Below are 19,378 nucleotides of genomic sequence, written 5' to 3'. Positions count from 1 at the left end.
CTCTTAAATAGTTATCACTCTTTATTGTAGAATTATCTGCATATTTTTTCTTGGGTGAAAATTCTGAAGGATGACTCTTTGTTTGGTGGTGCTGACATGGGTGTATATCTGAGTAGTGGCGAGGGAGCTGTGGCCGAGGATGGTTTGGATGTATTTGATGTCTACGCCTTCTTCCAGAAGGAGGGTGGCAAAGGTGTGGCGGAACGTGTGAGGGGTGACGGGTTTGAGGATGCCGGATTTCAGAGCCAGTTTTTTGATCATGATTCTTACTGATTGGGAGGAAAGGTTGTGGCCCAGGCGGTTGATGAAGAAGAACGTGTTCTGCCGGGAAGGAGTGAGACAGAGGTTTTGGTATTCATGAAGGGCGTCCAGAATGGCGGCTTGGCATATTTGGATGACGCGCTCCTTTCTCCCTTTGCCATAGACTTTGATGAAGCCGTTATGGAGGTTTACGGACGCAAGGCGCAGAGCGCATAGTTCGGATACCCGGATACCCGTGCCGAACAGGAGTTCCACCACGGCAATGTTGCGGACGATTTCCTGATAACGGTAACCCGTTTTGCCGGAACAGGCATTTTTCTCCCGGTACAGGGTGGTCAGGATGGAGGCCACTTCCATGGAGTCCATGACGGGAGGGAGCAGGAAGGGAACCTTGATGTTGATTTTAAGCTTCCGCATGGGGTTGATGAAGTCATCGTCTTCCATTTCAATGAAGTTCAGCATGGCTTTGAGTGTGGCCATTTTCCTTTTCATCGTTTTAGGCTGAAATCCCGACAATGATTTAACGTATTGCTTCAAGTCTTCCGCAGAGATGGAGGACAGGGAGCATATCTGCCGTTGATTCATCATGAAGCCGGCAAATTGCCTCAAGTCGGTTGCATAGGCTTTCAAGGTCTTTTCGCTAAGGTTTTTTTCATATTGGGAATGAAACAGGAATCGTTCGATGGTTTTTTCCAATAGGGATGAATGTGATGTATTTGGCATGGCGGAACGGAATAATAAGTGTGCCTCATGGGTGCAAGGTCCTTTTTATGCCTCTGTCAGGCAGGAATGTCCGGATGCGTGGCATCTCTACAATATAAAGGTACTGTTAAAATGGGGCAGGGTTCCCTCCAGCACGGAGGAACAGTTTTCCCGAATGAAGGGGAAGATGGCCGGTTCCCTACTCCTGTTTGGAGGCTTCTTTTCCGGAAGAAGAATGAATCATTTCAACTGCTGCGGTCATCATGGAAGCGTTGCCTGCCATCCGGTTGCAGGAGGAGTGGTGAGTGAACTCTGAAAAATCGGCCTTTCAGAGGTGGTTCAAGGGATTTTTCTCCCTATGCTTCTTGAATTGTGTGGATTGAATCAGCCGAAAATTCCTTTCTTCCGGATGGTTCATGGTGCCGGGAATGATCGGGTGGTAAAACCCCGCCGGATTTTTGTTTGGGCGGGAGCATATCCGGCATCCCCGTTTCTCAAAAAATGATTGCCGTGCCCGTGTGAAACGGGTAGCATGCCAAAAATCGTTGTTCAATCCTGCATCATCTGTATGAGAAATTTTTCCAAGCATTCCGGAGCGGCGTCACGCTGTTCCTCGTCAGGGAGCAAGGGGTTTACCCTGGTGGAACTGATTGTCGTCATCACCATTATGGTTGCCATGATGGCTTTGGCCGCCAGCATGTTGAGAGGCGGGGGCAGGGGGCAGGGCCTTCAGTCCGCCGTGGAGATGGTTGACGGCATGGTGCAGGAAGCCCGGCTGGACGCCATGGGCAAGGGGACGTGGAGCCGCCTGATTATTGTCAGCACTCCTGAGGACGAGGCCCGCAACATGCGAACCCTGGGCGTGATGTCCAAGAATACGCGCACCGGAAAATGGCATCTGGTCAACCGCTTGCAGACGCTTCCCGCCGGGTTCTACATCAGCCCCACTTACAGCACCCTTCTGGAAGGTTCCAAAAAGACCAAGGGCGGAAAGTCCGTGGCCCGCGGCTTTGCCAGCCGTGACGGGCAGGATACCGTCAATCTTCCCGGCAACAGGATGACGGATATTTATTTCATTGAGTTTGACGAGGAGGGCCGCATGTCCCAGCCGAACGCCCCCACCCGCCTGGTGGTGGTTTCCGGTTCCGCCGGTAACGGCAAGGAGGAGAAGCCTTCCCCGATGGTGGATGGCAAGCCGGGCCTGGCAGGCGGCATCGTCATTTATCCCAAGGGCAATATCAGCCGGCTGAGAACGACGGAGCAGGTGATTCCCAACTAATTATACTTTAACGGATTTTCCATTTTATGTTGACCAATTCTATGAGACAGTCTCGTGCCAAGGGGTTCACCCTGACGGAAGTGGTGCTGGCGATCGGCGTGGTTGCCGTGCTGATCGTGGTGTTCATGGCCATGTTCATTCCCGCCAGAAGGACGGTGCAGGCCGCCCTGACCATTCGTGAGGCGGACCGCATTGTTCACGCCCTGACGGCGGAACTCGGGGAGCTCCGCAATTCGGAGCGCGCCGCCCCCAATGCCAGAAAGTCTTCCTCCACCAGATACATTTCCGCTTTTGACAAGGCATTTTACTGGATGGAGTTCACATCCAAGCCCGCCACGACCATTCTCGTTTACAATTACAGGGCTGACCTGACCAAAGGCGCCCGCAAGGACGGCACGCCCCAGCCCTGGCTGGAAGAAGGCGGCAGCATCCCCGGAAGGAATACGGCGGTAGTAACAGGCGTTTGCCTGGCAAACAATAAGGACCGCTGGGAGGATTTCAAGGCGCTTGTGGGGCCCGTCTTCGCCGTGCGCATGACCCAGCTTGTGGTGGAGCGCATGGATTCCAACGCTTACGGCTACAAGCTGGCGCCCAAGTACGGGACGATCTACAATCCCTACAACCGCGGCAAGGTGATTACAGAGCCTTCCCTGTACGTTTACACGCCGGAAAAAGGCGGCGGCCTGAATTTGCCCTGGGGGGCGGAAGTCCTGTACCAGGCGGAGTTTTTCCAGCTTCTGAATACGGACCCCGAGCGTTTGCAGAACGTGACCTGGGAGAATTTGAAGACTCCCGTCTTTACGCGCAATCTCGCCTTCCGCCGTTAACGGGAATTATCCGAGACATTTGAAACATCATGAAGACATTTGCCAAAATCAAATCCGGCGCGTTTACCCTGATTGAGCTTCTGGCCGCCATGACTATCACCACCGTGCTGGTGCTGGTGATTGTGGCTCTCACCTCCCGCGGGGTGGATATCTGGAGATGGGTGCTCCAGGATGTGCGGACTACCACGCTTGCCCGCACGGCCATGGATACCATGACCAAGGATTTTGAGAGCATGCAGTTCCGCCCCGGCAATCCCTTTGAATGGATGCTGGTGCAGCGGGACAGCGACCTGGTTTCCCGTGCCGGCAAGACTACGGCATCCAAGAAAAAAGGCCGTTCCTCCGGTCTGGATGAAGCCCGCGTGAACCTGATGACCATGGGGCCGGAAGGCGCCAAGATCACGAATGCCTCCCAGTTGATTTTTTTCACCACTCCCACGGACCGCAATCCCGCCAAGTCCAGCATGGACATGAGGAATGACCGTATCATCGGGGATATTAACTGCGTGGGTTACAAGCTGCTGTACCGTGACCAGATTCTGGACCAGGACGCCACGGCGGAGTCTGACGGTTTTCCCGTTTATTCCCTGTACCGCAATTTGATCAGCGCGGAGGATACCGTCCAGAACCTTCTGGGCCAGCAGGACCTCTGGTCCGCTTATACACGTTATCAGCAGGATGAAACCATCCCCGCCAATTTCCTAGTGGAAAACGTGGTGGAAATGACGCTGATTTTTGAGGTGGATTACCAGAAGAAAATCGGCAATTCTGGAAGCAACAAATCTGACAAGGATGCCACGCAGCGCGCGTCCGTGCTGGTTCCCGTCATGACGACCGGGGCCAACCGTCTGGGTTCCTGCACCCAGATGGATGTGTACGGCAACAGGCTGAATATTATCGGGAGCAGCGTGAACATTGACGATTTGAAGTCAGGCCGCGTCACCGCCGTGACCATTTCCATGACGGTGGTTACGGATGAAGGCATGGCCCTGGTGGACCAGATACGGCAGAAGAAGCGTCCCGCGCCCTCTCCGGAGGAGTTCTTTGAACGTTACACCCGGTCGTTCACCCAGCGCGTCGCACTCCCCGTGAGCCACTAGGCCCGTCCTTGAGGGCCGGAGGGCGCGGAGTTTTCCGGCGCCGCTCCAGCCCGGACCTCTCCTGTCATTATTTACTTGTTCATTACGATATGTCGGGATTCGCAAATGTCGTCGGCAATTTGTCCCCCCTCCCGGAGCTGGTGCTGTGGCGTGATCCGGTAGCCAGATGCGGGGAGGAGGCCATGGCCGTGGATGAGGCCCTCCTGGAGTGGAGGGAGAAACCCGTATTGCGGGTGTACCGGTGGGCGCTGCCGACCGTGACCTACGGTTATTTTGACGCGGAAGCCACGGCGCGCGGCATTTTTCCGGCGGAGGAACTCCATTTTGTCCGCCGCTGGACAGGCGGGGGCATTGTAGACCACCGGAATGACATTCCCTTCACTCTGGCCATGCACCGCAGCGACGGAACGGAACGGCCTTCCAGCGCCACGCTTTACCGCTGGATTCACGGGGCGCTGGCTCGCGTCCTGAAGGATTGCGGCGTGGAGTGCGTGATGCTGGACGGAGACGCTCCCGACGGAGGCCGCGCCTGTTTTTCCAGCCCCGTGACGAGTGATCTTGTACTTCCCGGCGGAGAGAAGCTGGCCGGGGGCGGGCAGCGGAGAGTCCGCGGCGGTGTTCTCCACCAGGGCAGCATCCAGAATTGCTCCCTCCCCTTCGGCTGGGACGAGAAGCTGGCCTCCCGCCTGGCGGAGGAACATTCCCTGTCCGGGGAAGCGGAGCTTTTTCCCGGCATGAACGCCCGTGTGGCGGAATTGCTGGCATCCAAATATCGCACGGAGGCATGGCGCTCCGGTGTACGGCATGAACGCCCGTCCCATGCCAGGAAATCTTCCAATCCTTGCTGCTGATGAGTTATCTTCCTGATCCCGGCCGTTACAGCCATCTGGACTACCGCCGCTGTGGGCACAGCGGGCTGCTGCTTCCCCCCGTTTCCCTGGGGCTTTGGCATAATTTCGGTTCTGCCGATGATTTTGAGAATGCGCGGCGGCTTATCCACGGCGCCTTTGACGCCGGCATCACGTATTTTGACCTGGCGAATAATTACGGACCGCCTCCCGGTTCCGCGGAAGAATGCTTCGGCCGCATTTTCATGCAGGATTTGTCCCGTTTCCGTGATGAGCTTGTCATCGCTACCAAGGCAGGGCATCTGATGTGGGAGGGGCCGTACGGGGACTGGGGTTCCCGCAAGCACATGCTTGCCAGCCTGGACCAGTCCCTCTCCCGCATGAAGCTGGATTACGTGGATATTTTTTATGCGCACCGGTATGATCCGGAGACTCCGCTGGAGGAAACGGCGGGAGCCCTTGTCACGGCGGTGCAATCCGGCAAGGCCCTGTATGCCGGCATTTCCAAATTCCCGGCGGAACAGACCAGGCAGATCTGCGCCATGCTCCGGGAGGCCCGTGTGCCGTGCCTGGTGCACCAGCTCCGTTACAACATGTTCAACCGTGAACCGGAGGAGTCCGTTTTCCAGGCTATCAGGGAGACGGGCACCGGCTGCGTGGCCTTTTCCCCGCTGGCCCAGGGCATGTTGACGGACCGCTATCTGGAGGGCATTCCCGCGGATTCCCGCGCGGCGGGTTCCTCCGTTTTTTTAACGGAAGAGCGCGTCCGGGAGTATGAGGGTAAAATCCGCCGGCTAGCGGAACTGGCCCAGAGCCGCGGGCAGAGCCTCGCGCAGATGGCTCTGGCCTGGGTGCTGAGGGACTCCGTAGTGACCACGGCCCTGATAGGCGCCAGCCGCCCTTCCCAGATCAGGGATTGCCTGAAAGCGCTGGAACATGCCCGGTTCACGCCGGAGGAGCTTTCCGTTATTGATGGAATGGCGGACAGGTAGCCGCAGTTCCTGCTGATGGGAGGCTTTTTTTCTTCCACTCTTCCTCTCATCATCCCGTTCTCCGTCAGGAGCACGCTTCCGGTCTGTTCCCATCCGCAGTGCTGGCGCATGTGTTGGATGGGCTTGATCCCGGGCGCTTTCCCATCCGGGGAGGGGGGGAAGCGGAGAAAGAGCCGTAAAAAGGCTTTCCTGCCTGTCCGGAGCAGACCGCAGGGGGCTCAGGACAGGGAATTGGATTAATTGGGGCGCCCCTTGTTTCTTCCGGAAATACCCCCTGGTTTTCCCGTTGGTCTGGTCTTTCCGCAGGAAGGTGAATTTTCCATCCGGAACGGGGGTTTTTTCTTGGAGTAAAGTGGAGCAGGTGGTACGATCCTTCCACTTTAATTTAAAGTGTACTGACAATGATAACCATCCAGGATTTATTTTGGCTCATTCCGTCGGCTTCGGTGCTGGCTCTCGTTTTTGCGGGCGTCTTCTTTTACCGTATGAAAGCCCAGGATGAGGGGAACGAGGTCATGAAGATGATCGCCAAACACGTTCGCAGCGGCGCCATGGCGTACCTGCGGCAGCAATACAAGATCGTCGCCATTTTCTTTGTGCTGATTACCGTTGTATTCGCTTTTCTGGCGTACTGCCTCCACATCCAGAATCCCTGGGTTCCGTTCGCTTTCATTTCCGGCGGCTTTTTCTCCGGCCTGGCCGGTTACATCGGCATGAAGACGGCCACATACGCCTCCGGCCGCGTGGCGAACGCCTGCCGCCATTCCCTGGACGCGGGCCTTCAGATTGCCTTCCGCTCCGGTGCCGTGCTCGGCCTGACCGTGGTGGGCCTTGCCATGCTTGACATCGGCGCCTGGTACTGGGTGCTGGACTGGTTTTACGGAGACATGGAGCTTTCCATGCGCCTGGTCGTCATCACCACCACCATGCTGACCTTCGGCATGGGGGCCTCCCTCCAGGCCCTGTTCGCCCGCGTGGGCGGCGGCATTTTCACGAAGGCCGCGGACGTGGGGGCTGACCTGGTCGGGAAGGTGGAAGCCGGCATTCCGGAGGACGATCCCCGCAACCCCGCCACCATCGCGGATAACGTGGGCGACAACGTGGGGGACGTGGCCGGCATGGGCGCGGACCTTTACGAGTCCTACTGCGGTTCCATCCTGGCTTCCGCCGCCCTTGGCGCGGCGGCTTACATGGCCGTGCCGGAAATGGCGATCAAAGCCGTTCTCACGCCCATGCTGATTGCCGCCCTGGGCACCATTCTTTCCCTGCTGGGCGTATACGCGGTGCGCGTGAAGCGCGGCGCCTCCCAGACGGAGCTGATGGCCGCCCTGAACCGCGGCATCAACCTGAGTTCCTTCCTGATCGCCATTGCCTCCGCCTTCCTGCTCCAGCTCATCGGCCTGGATAACTGGGCGGGCATTTGGGGCGCCATCGTCACCGGTCTGGCAGTGGGCATCGTCATCGGGAAGAGCACGGAGCATTACACTTCCCATGACTCCTATCCCTGCCGCAAGATTGCCCACAGCGCTAAGACGGGGCCAGCCACGGTCATTATTTCCGGCATCGGCATCGGCATGATTTCCACTTGCATTCCCGTCATCACCATCGTGGTGGGCACTGTTCTGGCTTACGGCATGGCTTCCGGAGACTGGCATTTCACCGGAGCTGAAATGAGCAAGGGGCTGTACGGCATCGGCATTGCCGCCGTCGGCATGCTTTCCACGCTGGGCCTCACCCTGGCGACGGACGCCTACGGCCCCATTTCCGACAACGCCGGGGGCAATGCGGAAATGAGCAAGCTGGACCCGGAAGTGCGCCGCCGCACGGACGCCCTGGACGCCCTGGGCAACACGACCGCCGCCACAGGCAAGGGCTTTGCCATCGGTTCCGCCGCGCTGACCGCGCTGGCGCTGCTGGCCTCCTACATTGAAGAACTGAAAATTTCCATCCTCCACTGGAGCGAAGCCACGGGCAACACCGTTTACAAGATTAATGACGCCGTAAGCGTGGAGGTCTCCAAGATCACCACCGCTTCCCTGGCGGATTTCATGGGATATTTCCAGGTGACCCTGATGAACCCGAAGGTGCTCATGGGCCTCTTCGTGGGCGCCATGATGTCCTTCCTGTTCTGCGGCCTGACCATGAACGCCGTGGGCCGCGCCGCAGAGAAGATGGTGAAGGAAGTGCGCCGCCAGTTTAAGGAAATCAAGGGCATCCTGACCGGAGAAGCGGAGCCGGATTACGTGCGCTGCGTGGAAATCTCCACGGCAGGCGCGCAGCATGAAATGATCTGGCCGTCCGTGCTGGCCGTCATTACCCCCATCTGCATGGGCCTTGTGTTCGGCGTTCCCGGCGTGTTCGGCCTGCTGGCCGGCGGCCTGGCCTCCGGCTTCGTGCTGGCCGTGTTCATGGCGAACTCCGGCGGCGCATGGGACAATGCCAAGAAATACATTGAACAGGGCCACGTGGGCGGCAAGGGTTCGGAAAGCCATAAGGCCGCCGTCATCGGCGACACCGTGGGGGACCCCTTCAAGGATACGTCCGGACCGTCCCTGAATATCCTGATCAAGCTCATGAGCATGGTGGCCATCGTCACCGCCGGCGTGAACATCGCCGTGACGCTGTTCTAAGGACTCACAATCATTATGTTCAAGGCCCGCGGATTCACTGGAATTCGCGGGCTTTTTTCCGGAGGCGGATAATGCGCCGTGGATTTTTTTCGCCATTGACGGAAAGTTTTTTTGACAATGCCCGGCGGGAGGAGTAATAAACGCGCAGATGCAATTCAGCACCGTACAGCCCTTTTTTAGCAAGAACCGTTATGATGGCAACGGCTATTGGTGGCGCGTACCCATGTCCGGACGGGGGAATCCCGAGGTGCAGTAGTAGCATTCAGCTATGACCATTTTTCAAGAACTGCTTTGATTCCTCCGCGAGTCAAAGCAGTTTTTTTATTTTCAACTTATACAATGAACCATTCATGCAACCACCATCCATCATCACCCTCCAACAGCGCAGCCGCCGCCTGAGCGCGGACCTGGAGACGCCCATCAGCCTGTTCCTGAGCCTCACCCAGGAACAAACCCCCGGCCTTCTGCTGGAAAGCGCGGAAGTGGACGGCAGGTGGGGCCGCTACAGCGTCATCGCCTGTGATTACCTGATGACCGTTTCCTGTGTGGAGGCCAGACTTTCCCTCTCCATCAGCGACGAACGCCTGGCCTCCCTGAAGGAACTGGACGGCCTGCCTTACCTGGACGGCCTGCGCGCCCTGATGCAGCGTCTGGAACTGGTGGGGGATGACAAGAGGCAGGCCCCCATCACGCGGGCCCTGTACGGTTACTTCGGCTATGAAACCGCCGCCCTGTTCCAGCCCAAGCTGGCGCAGGCCATCAGCCCTTCTTCAGCGGAGTCCTGCCTGGTACTGGCCGGAACCGTCATCGTGTTTGACCATTTGTACAACCGCCTCACCCAGATTAGCCTGGGGGAACACCGGGACCTGTCCCATGCCGCCCTGCATGAAACGGAAGAACCTTCCATCGGGGAGGTCTCCCGCACCCCGGACCAGGCGGGCTACATGAAGGGCGTGGAGCATATCAAGGAATTGCTGCATGACGGAGAAGCCATCCAGGTGGTTCTTTCCTCCCAGGCCTCCGCGGAATTCCACGGAGACGCCTTCACGCTGTACCGCCGCATGCGCAGCATTAATCCCTCCCCGTACATGTTCTTCATGCGCCTGCCGGAGGTCACGCTGTTCGGCTCCTCCCCGGAACTGATGGTGCGCTGCACGGACGGCAAGCTTCAGCTCTCCCCCATTGCCGGGACGCGCAAGCGCGGCAGGGATGACGAGGAAGACGCCGCCCTGGCAGCGGACCTGTTAAAAGATCCCAAGGAATGCTCGGAACACGTGATGCTGGTGGACCTGGGCCGCAATGACCTGGGCCGCGTCGCCAAGCCCGGTTCCGTAAAGCTGGAACGCCTGATGGAGATTGAACGTTTTTCCCATGTAATGCACATGACTTCCCGCGTGACCGCCCAGGTGAACGACGGGCTGGACGCCCTGGACATCCTCGGCGCGGCCTTCCCCGCCGGAACGGTCAGCGGCGCACCCAAGGTGCGCGCCATGGAGATTCTGGCGGAAGAAGAGCCCCTGCCGCGCGGCCCGTACGCCGGGTGCATCGGCTGGCTGGGCCTGGACAAGGGCGGCGTCCATATGGATTCCGGCATCACCATCCGCAGCATGTGGGTGAAGGACGGCCGCATCCACTGGCAGGCCGGCGCCGGCATCGTGTATGATTCGGACCCCGCCGCGGAATGGCAGGAGTGCATGAACAAGGGCAAGATTATTGACGTGATATTGAAAGGAGAAGACCATGTTTCTGTTCATTGATAATTACGATTCCTTCTCGTGGAATCTGGTGCAGGCTTTTTACGCCCTGGGGCGCAAGCCCGTGGTGTACACGAATGACGATCCCCGCATTCTGGACCTGGCAGCCAGCCCGGACCTGGAGGCCGTGTGCATTTCCCCCGGTCCCAGCCACCCGCGCAATGCCGGGCTTTGCCTGGAGTTCCTGGAACGCCTCCCCGCGAATATCCCCGTGCTGGGCGTCTGCCTGGGGCACCAGCTTCTGGGCTGCTTTGCCGGGGCGGAGGTTTCCCGCGCCCCGTACGTGATGCACGGGAAAAGCTCTGACATCATCCATGACGGCAAGGGGCTGTTTACCGGGCTCCCCAACCCCATGACCGTGGGCCGCTACCATTCCCTGGTAGTCCAGTCCAAGGAGGACGAGCCCAACCCCCGCTTTACCGTCACCTCCCGCGGACCGGAAGGGGAAGTCATGGCCCTGCGGTACAATGACCGCCCATGGGTGGGCATCCAGTTCCATCCGGAATCCATCCTGACGCCGGACGGCCTCCAGCTCCTGGGGAATTTCCCGGACAACGTCGTCCCCTCCGGCCAGAAGGAAAAGAGGATCAGCCTCATTCTGGACGCGCTGGCTGCCGGGCAGGACCTGACGGCTGACATGGCCGCCGCCGGATTCGCGGACATCATGGACGGCCGCATGTCTCCGGCCCAGGCCGGGTGCTTCCTGATGGGCCTCCGCATGAAGGGGGAAACCCCGCTGGAAATGGCCCACGCCGTAGGCATCGCCCTGGGCCGCGCCAACCGCGTGGAAGGGCTGGAAGGGGACTGCATAGACGTGGTGGGCACGGGTGGGGACGGGCGCAGCTCCTTCAACTGCTCCACCGCCACGTCCCTGACGCTGGCCGGAATGGGGTACAAGGTAGTGAAGCACGGCAACCGCGCCGTGTCTTCCTCCTGCGGTTCCGCGGATGCCCTGGAAGGCCTGGGCTTCCCGCTGGACGTGGCTCCGGAGGATGTCCAGCACCTGCTGGACGAGCGGAACTTCGCCTTCCTGTTCGCCCCCAATTTCCACCCGGCATTCCGCAATGTGGGGCCCATCCGCAGGGAGCTGGGCATCCGCACGCTGTTCAACCTGCTGGGGCCCCTGATCAACCCGGCGCGCCCCACACATATCCTGCTGGGCGTAGCCCGTCCGGAACTGGTGGAACTGCTGGCGGAAACGCTCCGGCAGTCCCATATCCGGAAGGCGGCCGTGGTGTACGGGGCAGGCGGGTATGACGAGGTGACGCCCCTGGGGCCCACCAAGATGATGATCGTCCATAACGGAAAGCTCACCCCCATGACGCTGGACCCCGCGGATTACGGCATCTCCCCCTGTGACCCGGAAGAACTGGCCGTCCATTCCAAGACGGAAGCCGTAGCCGTGCTGAAGGACATCCTGTACGGCAAGGGCCCCCGGGCCATGATGGACATGGTGATTCTGAACGTGGGGGTGGCCATGTTCCTGCTGGAGGACCACATGGACCTCTCCGTCTGCATGGCGAAGGCCCGTGAGGCCGTTTGCGCCGGAGTAGGAAGGAGAACGCTCCATGTTGCTTGACCGGTTCAGGGAAGCCAAGGCGGAGGAAATAGCCCTGCTCACGGACCTGGCGTCCCGGCGGGAACTGCCCCGGCCCTGGAAGGGGCGCAGGCCGGACTTTCTGAAGGCCATTGCGGCTCCCCCCGTCGGGCAGCCCGTGGCCGTGATTGCGGAGTTCAAGCAATCCTCCCCGTCCCGCGGCGTCATTGCCACCGGGTTGAAGCCGGAGGAAGTGGCGGAACAGTACGCCGCTGCGGGCGCCTCCTGCATCTCCGTGCTGACGGAGGAGCGGTTCTTCGGCGGCCGCATCGGGTACCTGGAACGCATGCACCGCGCGGGGCTCCCCCTGCTGCGCAAGGACTTCATTTTCCACCAGCTCCAGGTGATGGAGACGGCCTCCACCCCGGCCTCCGCCCTGCTGCTCATCGTGCGCCTGACGCCGGATGCCCGGACCCTCCGCATCCTGCGGGAACAGGCGGAAGCCTACGGCATGCACGCCGTGGTGGAGGTCTTTGACGGAGCGGACCTGGAAATTGCCAGGGAATCCGGGGCGCGCATCATCCAGGTAAACGCCCGTGACCTGGATACCTTGAAGACGGACAGGCGGGCCTGTCTGGAGATGGGCAAACTCCGCCGGGAGGGGGAAGCGTGGATCGCCGCCAGCGCCATGAGCACGGGGGCGCATCTCAGGGAAGCCGCGGAAGCGGGCTTCCAGGCCGTACTGATGGGCACCGCCCTGATGGACGGCGGAAAGCCGGGTGAAACCCTGGCTGCAATTTTAGAAGAAACAAGATGAAGAAACATTCATTCGCAATCAAGGTGTGCGGGATTACCCGCCAGAGTGACTTGTCAACCGCCATGGGGATGGGGGCCCACTTCTGCGGGTTCATATTCCATCCCGGCAGCCCGCGCTACATTGCGCCGGAACGCGCCGCCGCGCTGGATTCCGCGCTGGTGCGCCGCGTGGGCGTCTTCGTGAACCAGGATGCGGAGGAAATCATGGAAACCATGAAGACGGCCCGTCTGGAATTCGCCCAGCTCCACGGCGCCCAGTCCCTGGACTGCGCCCGCCGCATAGGCCCGGAAAAGGTCATCCGCGTGCTGTGGCCGGACCGGTATGAATCCCTGGACGCCCTTCGGAAGGAAATGGAACTGTGGGCAGACAGCTGCGCCTGGTTCCTGCTGGATGCAGGCAGCCGCGGCGGCGGCCATGGCGTCCCCTTGGACTGGAACGCCCTGGCGGCTCTCCAGTCCCCCCGGCCCTGGTTCCTGGCGGGCGGCCTTTCCTCCGCCTCCCTGAACAAGGCGCTGGAACAGTGCACCCCGAACGGCATTGACCTGAACTCCGGCGTGGAAGCCATCCCCGGCCAGAAAAGCCCGCAGAAACTGCTGGCGGCCCTCAAACCTCTCATCTCCTACACCCCTTACCACATCGCATGAACAAAAAAGGATATTTCGGCAACTTCGGCGGCCGCTTCGTACCGGAAGCGCTGCGCCCCCCGCTCATGGAACTGGAGGAAGCCATGGCCGCCATCATGCCGTCCCGCGAGTACCGGGACGCGCTCCAGGACCTGCTGGTCAATTACGCGGGCCGTGAAACGCCCCTCACGTTCTGTCCCCACCTCTCGGAAAAGCTGGGTTTCCGCCTGTGGCTGAAGCGGGAGGACCTGCTGCACACCGGAGCGCACAAGATCAATAACGCGCTGGGGCAGGCCCTGCTGGCCAGGATGATGGGGAAAACCCGCCTCATTGCGGAGACCGGGGCGGGGCAGCACGGCGTGGCCACGGCTACGGCGGCGGCCCGGCTCAAGATGGACTGCACCATCTTCATGGGGGCGGAGGATGTGGAGCGCCAGTCCATGAACGTGATGCGCATGAAGCTACTGGGCGCCCGCGTGTTCCCGATTGAAAGTGGTTCCCGCACCCTGAAAGACGCCATCAACGAGGCCCTTCGCTACTGGATTTCCCATCAGGAGGACACCCTGTACTGCTTCGGCACGGCGGCGGGCCCCCATCCATTCCCTACGCTGGTCAAACAGCTCCAGTCCGTCATCGGCACGGAAGCCCGCGCCCAGATGCTGGAACGCGCCGGAAGGCTTCCGGACGTGGTGGTGGCTTGCGTGGGCGGCGGCTCCAACGCCATCGGCATGCTCCACCCCTTTGTGGAGGATGAAGGCGTGCGCCTGGTGGGCGTGGAGGCCGGAGGCACCGGGGAACCCGGGTGCTACAACTCCGCCCCCATCAACCTGGGCAGCCCCGGCGTGCTGCACGGCCATGTGACCATGCTTTTGCAGGATGAAGACGGGCAGATACAGCCGTCCCACTCCATCTCCGCCGGGCTGGACTACCCCGGCGTGGGGCCGGAGCACTCCCACCTGGCGGAAATCGGCCGGGTGCATTACGGCGTCATCTGTGACGCCTCCGCGCTGAATGCCTTCCAGACCCTGACTCAGGAGGAAGGCATCATCCCCGCTCTGGAATCCTCCCATGCCGTGGCGTGGGTGCTGGACCATGCAGAGGAACTGCCGCAGGGGGGGGACGTGCTGGTGAACCTCTCCGGCCGGGGGGACAAGGACCTGGGCATCGTTAAAAAATATTTGAACCTTTAAGCAGCAATATTCCATGAACAACATGCAGAAATCACCGTTGCAGGAAGCCGTGGAGCATGCCCATGCCCTCGGCAGGCGCGCCGTCATCCCCTTCATCACCGCCGGATTTCCGGACAAGGAATCTTTCTGGACCCATCTGGAACGGATTGACGGAGCCGGGGCGGACATCATTGAAATAGGCGTTCCCTTCTCGGACCCCGTGGCGGACGGCCCGTTCATTGAACAGGCCTCGCGGGACGCGCTGGCCCGCGGCGTCAGCCTGAAATGGATTCTGGACGGCCTGAAAGCCCGCAAGGGCCGCTTTTCCGCCAAACTGGCGCTGATGGGGTACGTGAACCCCTTTTACCAGTACGGGCTGGAACGGCTTGCCCGGGATGCGGCGGAAGCCGGGGTCAGCGGCTTCGTCATTCCGGACATGCCGCTGGAAGAATCCGGCATCTTCCGGAATGCCTTTGAGCCCCGCGGCCTGACGCTCGTCACGCTGGTGGCCCCAAACACCTCCGCGGAACGCATGCGGGAATACAAGCCCCATACCTCCGGCTTCGTTTACGTGGTCTCCATGCTGGGCACTACGGGGGGAAAAGTGGACCTGACGCAGAGCGTCACGGAAACCATGCGCCGCGCCCGGTCCGTATTCGACGTGCCGCTGGCGCTGGGCTTCGGCCTCCAGACGCCGGACCAGCTGGATGTCCTGCCGGAAGACGCCCGCCCGGACGCCGCCGTTCTCGGCAGCGCCCTGCTCAGGCACATTGCAGAAGGGAAGGATGCGGCGGAATTCCTGGGCAAATGGACCGGAAAGTAAAATAACGTTTCCGGTTAACGTTAAAAAGAGGCTGTGCAGTTGTTCTGCACAGCCTCTTTGCTGCTGGTCTCCCGTCAAAGATAAAGTAAATTTAACGGGTTTCCGGCGCCTGCAATCAGGCTCTGTCAATAAGCGTAACTGACTCCGGCGTTAAACCGGTGCGCCGTGGCCTTGCTCCTTCCCTCAAACTCGTACCCGGCATACGTCCTCCAGCGCGCGTTCAACTGTAATGCGCTGTTCACGTTCACCCTCACCGCATTCCGGTCCGGAGACGTTCCCTGCGCTTCCCAGCGGTACCCGTTGAGCAGCCGCTCCGCCTGCGCTCCCGGGTTCTCACGGTACACGTCCGGCACATAGCTCACCATCGCGCTGTTAATCCATTCCCTCCCTTTCAGCTCACTGCGGTGCGTCAGGCCCACCCCTACAGGCACGCTCAGGTTCTTCATATGCCCCTTTTCAAAGCGCCTCGCGTCCCAGCCCGTTTCCGTAAACGCCTCCTGCGTCACGTCCGTATACTCCAGCCCCAGCATGACATCCATCGCCACGGTCTCGTTGACCCGGCGGCTCCATTTCCCGGTCAGCGTTCCAAACAGGGTTTCGTTGGTCCACTTGCCGTGGGACCGGCCGCCCGTGTGGAAGGAATTCATCTTGTTGTCCGTCCAGCCATAGCCTGCCGTTCCCGTCACCAGCAGGGTGTTGTTTTTGTTGAGAGCCTTTCGCCAGCCCCCGTAGAGCATGCCGATGCGCGTCTGCTGGTCAATGTCTCCCGCAAAGCTGCGCCCGCGCATCTTGCCGTACAGGTCTCCGAAGCCCAGGCCAAGAATGGTGTGGGGCGTGATTTTCCTGTCCGCTCCTACGGAATAGCCGCCACCGTGATAGTCAAAGCCGTCACGGGCTCCCTGGGAGGCGTGGTTGAGGAAATCCCCCATGCCCTTGACCCAGTAGTTGTTTTCCGGTCCGGCAATGAAGCGCAGGGCATCCAGATGGCCCAGGGCGGCCCTGGACATCCCAAGCGCGTTGGCGGCGCTGGACCACATGGAGTTCATGGCTAGGGTACCTGCCAGTTCCGGCAGGATGTCCCGGATGGCGGAGTCCTCGGCGGGAGTCCAGACCAGTTGGAGTTGTTCCGGGAAGCCGTCGCCGTCGGCATCCACCCACTGGTGGCTCCAGGAGCCCGTGTAGGCATAGGGGCTGTCCACCCGATCGGACCCGGTAGCCAGAGAATGGGTGCCGGAGAAGTCATCCGTGTGGGTCTCCTCCGAGTCCGTCAGGACGATGAAGGTGCGCTGCTGCTCCCAGGAATTGTCCGCATAGAAATAATCGGCGGATATTCCCGTGTCCATAATCCCTATAGAGCCGCCCAGGGTGAAGGAACCGGAGGCGGAGATGGAGAGTCCGGTGGTGTTTGCCAGGGAGGCGGTTTCCTGAGCCTGCTTCTGCATGTCAAAGACGAAACCATGGGAAAGATCCACGTCTTTGGCATCGATGAAGGCGCTGGTTCCGGGGCGCAGGACGACGTCACTGTTGGCGACGGAGAAGGAAGCGGCGTTGACGACGCTGCCCCCGGTGATTTCCAGGGTTCCGTGCTCCAGAGTCATGGAGGTATTGTCCCGCAGGCCGGCATTGCCGAAGACGACATTGTGTTCCAGGATGAGGGTGCCGCCGTAGAGGGTGGTTTGGCCCTTGAAATCGCTGTATCGGCTGGCCGCGAGGTGGGCGTCGTCCCCCTGGTAGAGTTCCCCGCTGAAGATGATGGAGCCGTCCGTAGCGTGGGTGCTGCCGTCGTCATCCGTGTACTGGTTGAGGGAGAGGGTGACGTTTTCCGTAGAACTAAAATAAGCCGCACTGGTGATGGGGTCATTGAAGCGAACCTCCCTTCCTTGGGCGGCGGCCAGCTGGAGATGGCTGGTTCCGTCTACATGAATGGCGTTGGCAATGCCGTTTTCCACGGAGAAGGAACCGTCGCTGTTTTGAGTGAATGAGCCGCCGGTCATGTTGCCGCTGAAGAGGACATTATGGGTGAAAGCCAGAAAGCGGCTGGAATTGTCGGTAGTGATCCCTTGCAGGTAAATGGCTCCACCGTAGGTAGAGGAATAGTTATTGGTGAAGATGGCACCGTTACGGATCGTGAGGAAAGAGTCAACCCCCTGCATATAAATCGCTCCGCCAGAGGAAGTGGAGATGGAGTAGGAGTCTGAGTAAGCATAATTCCCGGAGAAGGTAACATTGTTCCCCAGGGTCAGCGTTGCATTTTCTCCCTCCATGTAAATTGCTCCGCCAGAGGAGTTGGAGTAGTTGGTGGAGTAGTTGGAGGATGAGTCGGAGAAAGCATAATTCCCGGAGAAGGTAGCGTTGTCCCTCAGGGTCAGCGTTACATTGTCTCCACGCATGTAAATTGCTCCGCCAGAGGAGGTGGAGGTGGAGGCGGTGGAGTAGGTGCCGGACTTGGAGAAAGTATAATTCCCGGAGAAGATAGCGTTGCTTCCCAGGGTCAGCGTTGCATTTTCTCCCTCCATGTAAATTGCTCCGCCAAAGGAGATGGAGGAGTAGTTGGAGGAGTGGGAGGTGGAGTCGGAGAAAGTATAATTCCCGGAGAAGGTAGCGTTGTCCTCCAGAGTCACCGTTGTATAATCTCCACTCATAGCAATCGCTCCGCCAGAGGAGGAGGAAGAGGAGTAGTTGGAGGAGGAGAAAGCATAATTCCTGGAGAAGGTAGCGTTGTCCCCCAGGGTCAGCGTTGCATTTTCTCCCTCCATATAAATAGCTCCTCCGTAAGCACTATTGTTTGAATTATCAACATGGTTATTGAGAAATTGAACCTCTCCGGTGATTTTCAGAGATATGTTATTATCTGCTGTGCGTATCACTCCTGCGGCGCCATTGCTCCAGATGACGGAGTCCATCTCCAGCGTGTACTCTCCCGCTCCCAGGTTGTACAAGGGATTCTTACCCAGGCCGGATAAGTCTACGGCACAGAGTGCAGCCGGATCAGCGGAGCGGAAGTTGACAGGAATGGTTAGACCGGTAGCCAGGGAGGCGTCATCGTTGTTCAGAATCACCGTATCCCCGGCAACCAGGGCGCCGGAGGAGACCAGTTCCTCCAGGGTGGAGTATATGTTATTGTCTGGATCGGAATATTGAGATGCGTCTGCCATGAAGTCCGCCGCGGAGGCGGAGAAGGACAGGGAAATAATGGGAACCAGCAAAGAGGCCAGGAGGCTGCGGCGCAGCCACAAAGGAAGGATGGGTTTCATGATCAATAATAAGAATAAATATAGCCTTATGGCAAAGAGCAGAACTAAATAGCGGATTTCTAATCCGTATTTTTCTTCAGCCGCAGGAAGAAACTCAAGCAGGTACCAATTGAGAAATATCGGGTAACAGGATTGATTGTTGGAAAACTATGTATTTCTATGTGATTAAGTATTTTGGGGTATTAAAAAGTTTGCCGCGGCAAAAAAGAAAAGAATGAAGCATGGGGTTCTGAAAGATGAAGGAGTTTCGCTCAGCGCTTTATTTCAGAAGAGGAATTTGTCTTAAAATAATTCCCTATCATTGTAGTAGGATTGACATCGGATTAGAAATCCGTCACATGGCAGAAAAAGGAGAAAATAATCATAGGATCCCGGAAGGAATAAACAGATGGAATTCCTCTGTTGTGCTTGGAGGAGATTGATTGATAAAAGCCGGGAAAACGCGTTTAAGCCATGGAGTCCTCCAGGCTATCTGATGGCCGTTCTGCCGGGAACAAGGGGACCCGGCCTTGCAAGTCCGTTTCTCTTCCGGATCCGTTCACTCTTCCTGTGTTTCAAACGGATGCCGGTTCCATTGCCCGGCCATGCGGAGACGTGCCCCGGAGCCCGTGCAAACGTTTCACCATGCTGCGGGAGTGGAAAATTTTGGGAAAATGGACCAGAGGCATATTTAGTCATTCTTCCTCAATCTCCAAAGTGCGCTTTTCATAACTTGTTGTGAGGCATATTTTTATTTTGTCCTGTCATGAAAAGGGCAAATGC

Annotated in this window: 15 protein-coding genes; 12 read left to right on the top strand and 3 right to left on the bottom strand. The window is 59.1% G+C overall.

The genetic code is table 11. The annotated features are described in order from the left end of the window. Positions 1–21 precede the first annotated feature (21 nt). Entirely contained in the window at positions 22–984 is a 963-nt protein-coding gene (locus HHJ06_RS11525; RefSeq protein ID WP_215429943.1) for a tyrosine-type recombinase/integrase, read from the bottom strand. A gap of 547 nt (positions 985–1,531) precedes the next feature. Between HHJ06_RS11525 and HHJ06_RS11520 the strand changes: the two genes are divergently transcribed. The 6 genes from HHJ06_RS11520 (at position 1,532) to HHJ06_RS11495 (ending at position 8,639) form a co-directional block, all read left to right on the top strand. After that, positions 1,532–2,242: a prepilin-type N-terminal cleavage/methylation domain-containing protein gene (locus HHJ06_RS11520; protein ID WP_215429942.1), complete on the top strand. Its 711-nt coding sequence runs from the start codon at positions 1,532–1,534 to the stop codon at positions 2,240–2,242. A gap of 41 nt (positions 2,243–2,283) precedes the next feature. After that, positions 2,284–3,069 (top strand): type IV pilus modification PilV family protein, encoded by a 786-nt coding sequence (locus HHJ06_RS11515; protein WP_215429941.1) that lies wholly within the window; start codon positions 2,284–2,286, stop codon positions 3,067–3,069. A gap of 29 nt (positions 3,070–3,098) precedes the next feature. Continuing rightward, positions 3,099–4,169, top strand: coding sequence for a PulJ/GspJ family protein (locus tag HHJ06_RS11510; protein ID WP_215429940.1), 1,071 nt, complete (start codon positions 3,099–3,101; stop codon positions 4,167–4,169). A gap of 89 nt (positions 4,170–4,258) precedes the next feature. Further along, positions 4,259–5,020 carry a lipoyl protein ligase domain-containing protein gene (locus HHJ06_RS11505; RefSeq protein ID WP_215429939.1) on the top strand — a complete coding sequence of 254 codons (762 nt, stop codon included), beginning with the start codon at positions 4,259–4,261 and terminating at the stop codon, positions 5,018–5,020. Then, positions 5,020–6,009, top strand: a complete 990-nt coding sequence (locus tag HHJ06_RS11500) for an aldo/keto reductase (RefSeq protein WP_215429938.1) — start codon at positions 5,020–5,022, stop codon at positions 6,007–6,009. Before HHJ06_RS11505 ends, HHJ06_RS11500 begins: the two co-directional genes overlap by 1 nt. A 401-nt stretch (positions 6,010–6,410) precedes the next feature. Then, positions 6,411–8,639 carry a sodium-translocating pyrophosphatase gene (locus HHJ06_RS11495; protein ID WP_215429937.1) on the top strand — a complete coding sequence of 743 codons (2,229 nt, stop codon included), beginning with the start codon at positions 6,411–6,413 and terminating at the stop codon, positions 8,637–8,639. A 34-nt stretch (positions 8,640–8,673) separates the two neighbouring features. Here HHJ06_RS11495 and HHJ06_RS11490 read toward each other — a convergent pair whose 3' ends face one another. After that, complete coding sequence (locus HHJ06_RS11490; protein ID WP_215429936.1) at positions 8,674–8,901, bottom strand: hypothetical protein; 228 nt, start codon at positions 8,899–8,901, stop codon at positions 8,674–8,676. 88 nt (positions 8,902–8,989) lie between these two features. Between HHJ06_RS11490 and HHJ06_RS11485 the strand changes: the two genes are divergently transcribed. Genes HHJ06_RS11485 through trpA form a run of 6 tightly spaced genes read left to right on the top strand, consistent with a single transcriptional unit; the run spans position 8,990 to position 15,362 of the window. Beyond that, entirely contained in the window at positions 8,990–10,396 is a 1,407-nt protein-coding gene (locus HHJ06_RS11485; protein ID WP_251841513.1) for an anthranilate synthase component I family protein, read from the top strand. Continuing rightward, positions 10,380–11,972, top strand: a complete 1,593-nt coding sequence (gene trpD / locus HHJ06_RS11480; protein ID WP_215429935.1) for an anthranilate phosphoribosyltransferase — start codon at positions 10,380–10,382, stop codon at positions 11,970–11,972. Before HHJ06_RS11485 ends, trpD begins: the two co-directional genes overlap by 17 nt. After that, positions 11,962–12,747 carry an indole-3-glycerol phosphate synthase TrpC gene (locus tag HHJ06_RS11475; protein ID WP_215429934.1) on the top strand — a complete coding sequence of 262 codons (786 nt, stop codon included), beginning with the start codon at positions 11,962–11,964 and terminating at the stop codon, positions 12,745–12,747. Before trpD ends, HHJ06_RS11475 begins: the two co-directional genes overlap by 11 nt. Further along, positions 12,744–13,391 (top strand): phosphoribosylanthranilate isomerase, encoded by a 648-nt coding sequence (locus tag HHJ06_RS11470; RefSeq protein ID WP_215429933.1) that lies wholly within the window; start codon positions 12,744–12,746, stop codon positions 13,389–13,391. Before HHJ06_RS11475 ends, HHJ06_RS11470 begins: the two co-directional genes overlap by 4 nt. After that, on the top strand, positions 13,388–14,560 hold the full coding sequence (trpB, locus tag HHJ06_RS11465) for a tryptophan synthase subunit beta (RefSeq protein WP_215429932.1): 1,173 nt from the start codon (positions 13,388–13,390) through the stop codon (positions 14,558–14,560). The genes HHJ06_RS11470 and trpB overlap by 4 nt, the downstream gene beginning before the upstream one ends. 22 nt (positions 14,561–14,582) lie before the next feature. Then, entirely contained in the window at positions 14,583–15,362 is a 780-nt protein-coding gene (gene trpA / locus HHJ06_RS11460) for a tryptophan synthase subunit alpha (RefSeq protein ID WP_251841512.1), read from the top strand. Positions 15,363–15,487: 125 nt separating this feature from the next. Here the strand turns inward: trpA and HHJ06_RS11455 are convergent, their stop codons facing one another. Then, the gene (locus tag HHJ06_RS11455; RefSeq protein ID WP_215429930.1) at positions 15,488–18,616 is read right to left on the bottom strand and encodes an autotransporter outer membrane beta-barrel domain-containing protein; all 3,129 of its coding nucleotides are present in this window, start codon (positions 18,614–18,616) and stop codon (positions 15,488–15,490) included. Positions 18,617–19,378: the final 762 nt, after the last annotated feature.

Source organism: Akkermansia muciniphila (assembly GCF_018709685.1).
GTDB lineage: Bacteria > Verrucomicrobiota > Verrucomicrobiia > Verrucomicrobiales > Akkermansiaceae > Akkermansia > Akkermansia muciniphila_E.
The sequence above is the reverse complement of the archived record's forward strand: the minus strand, read 5'-3'. Positions and strand labels throughout refer to the sequence as shown.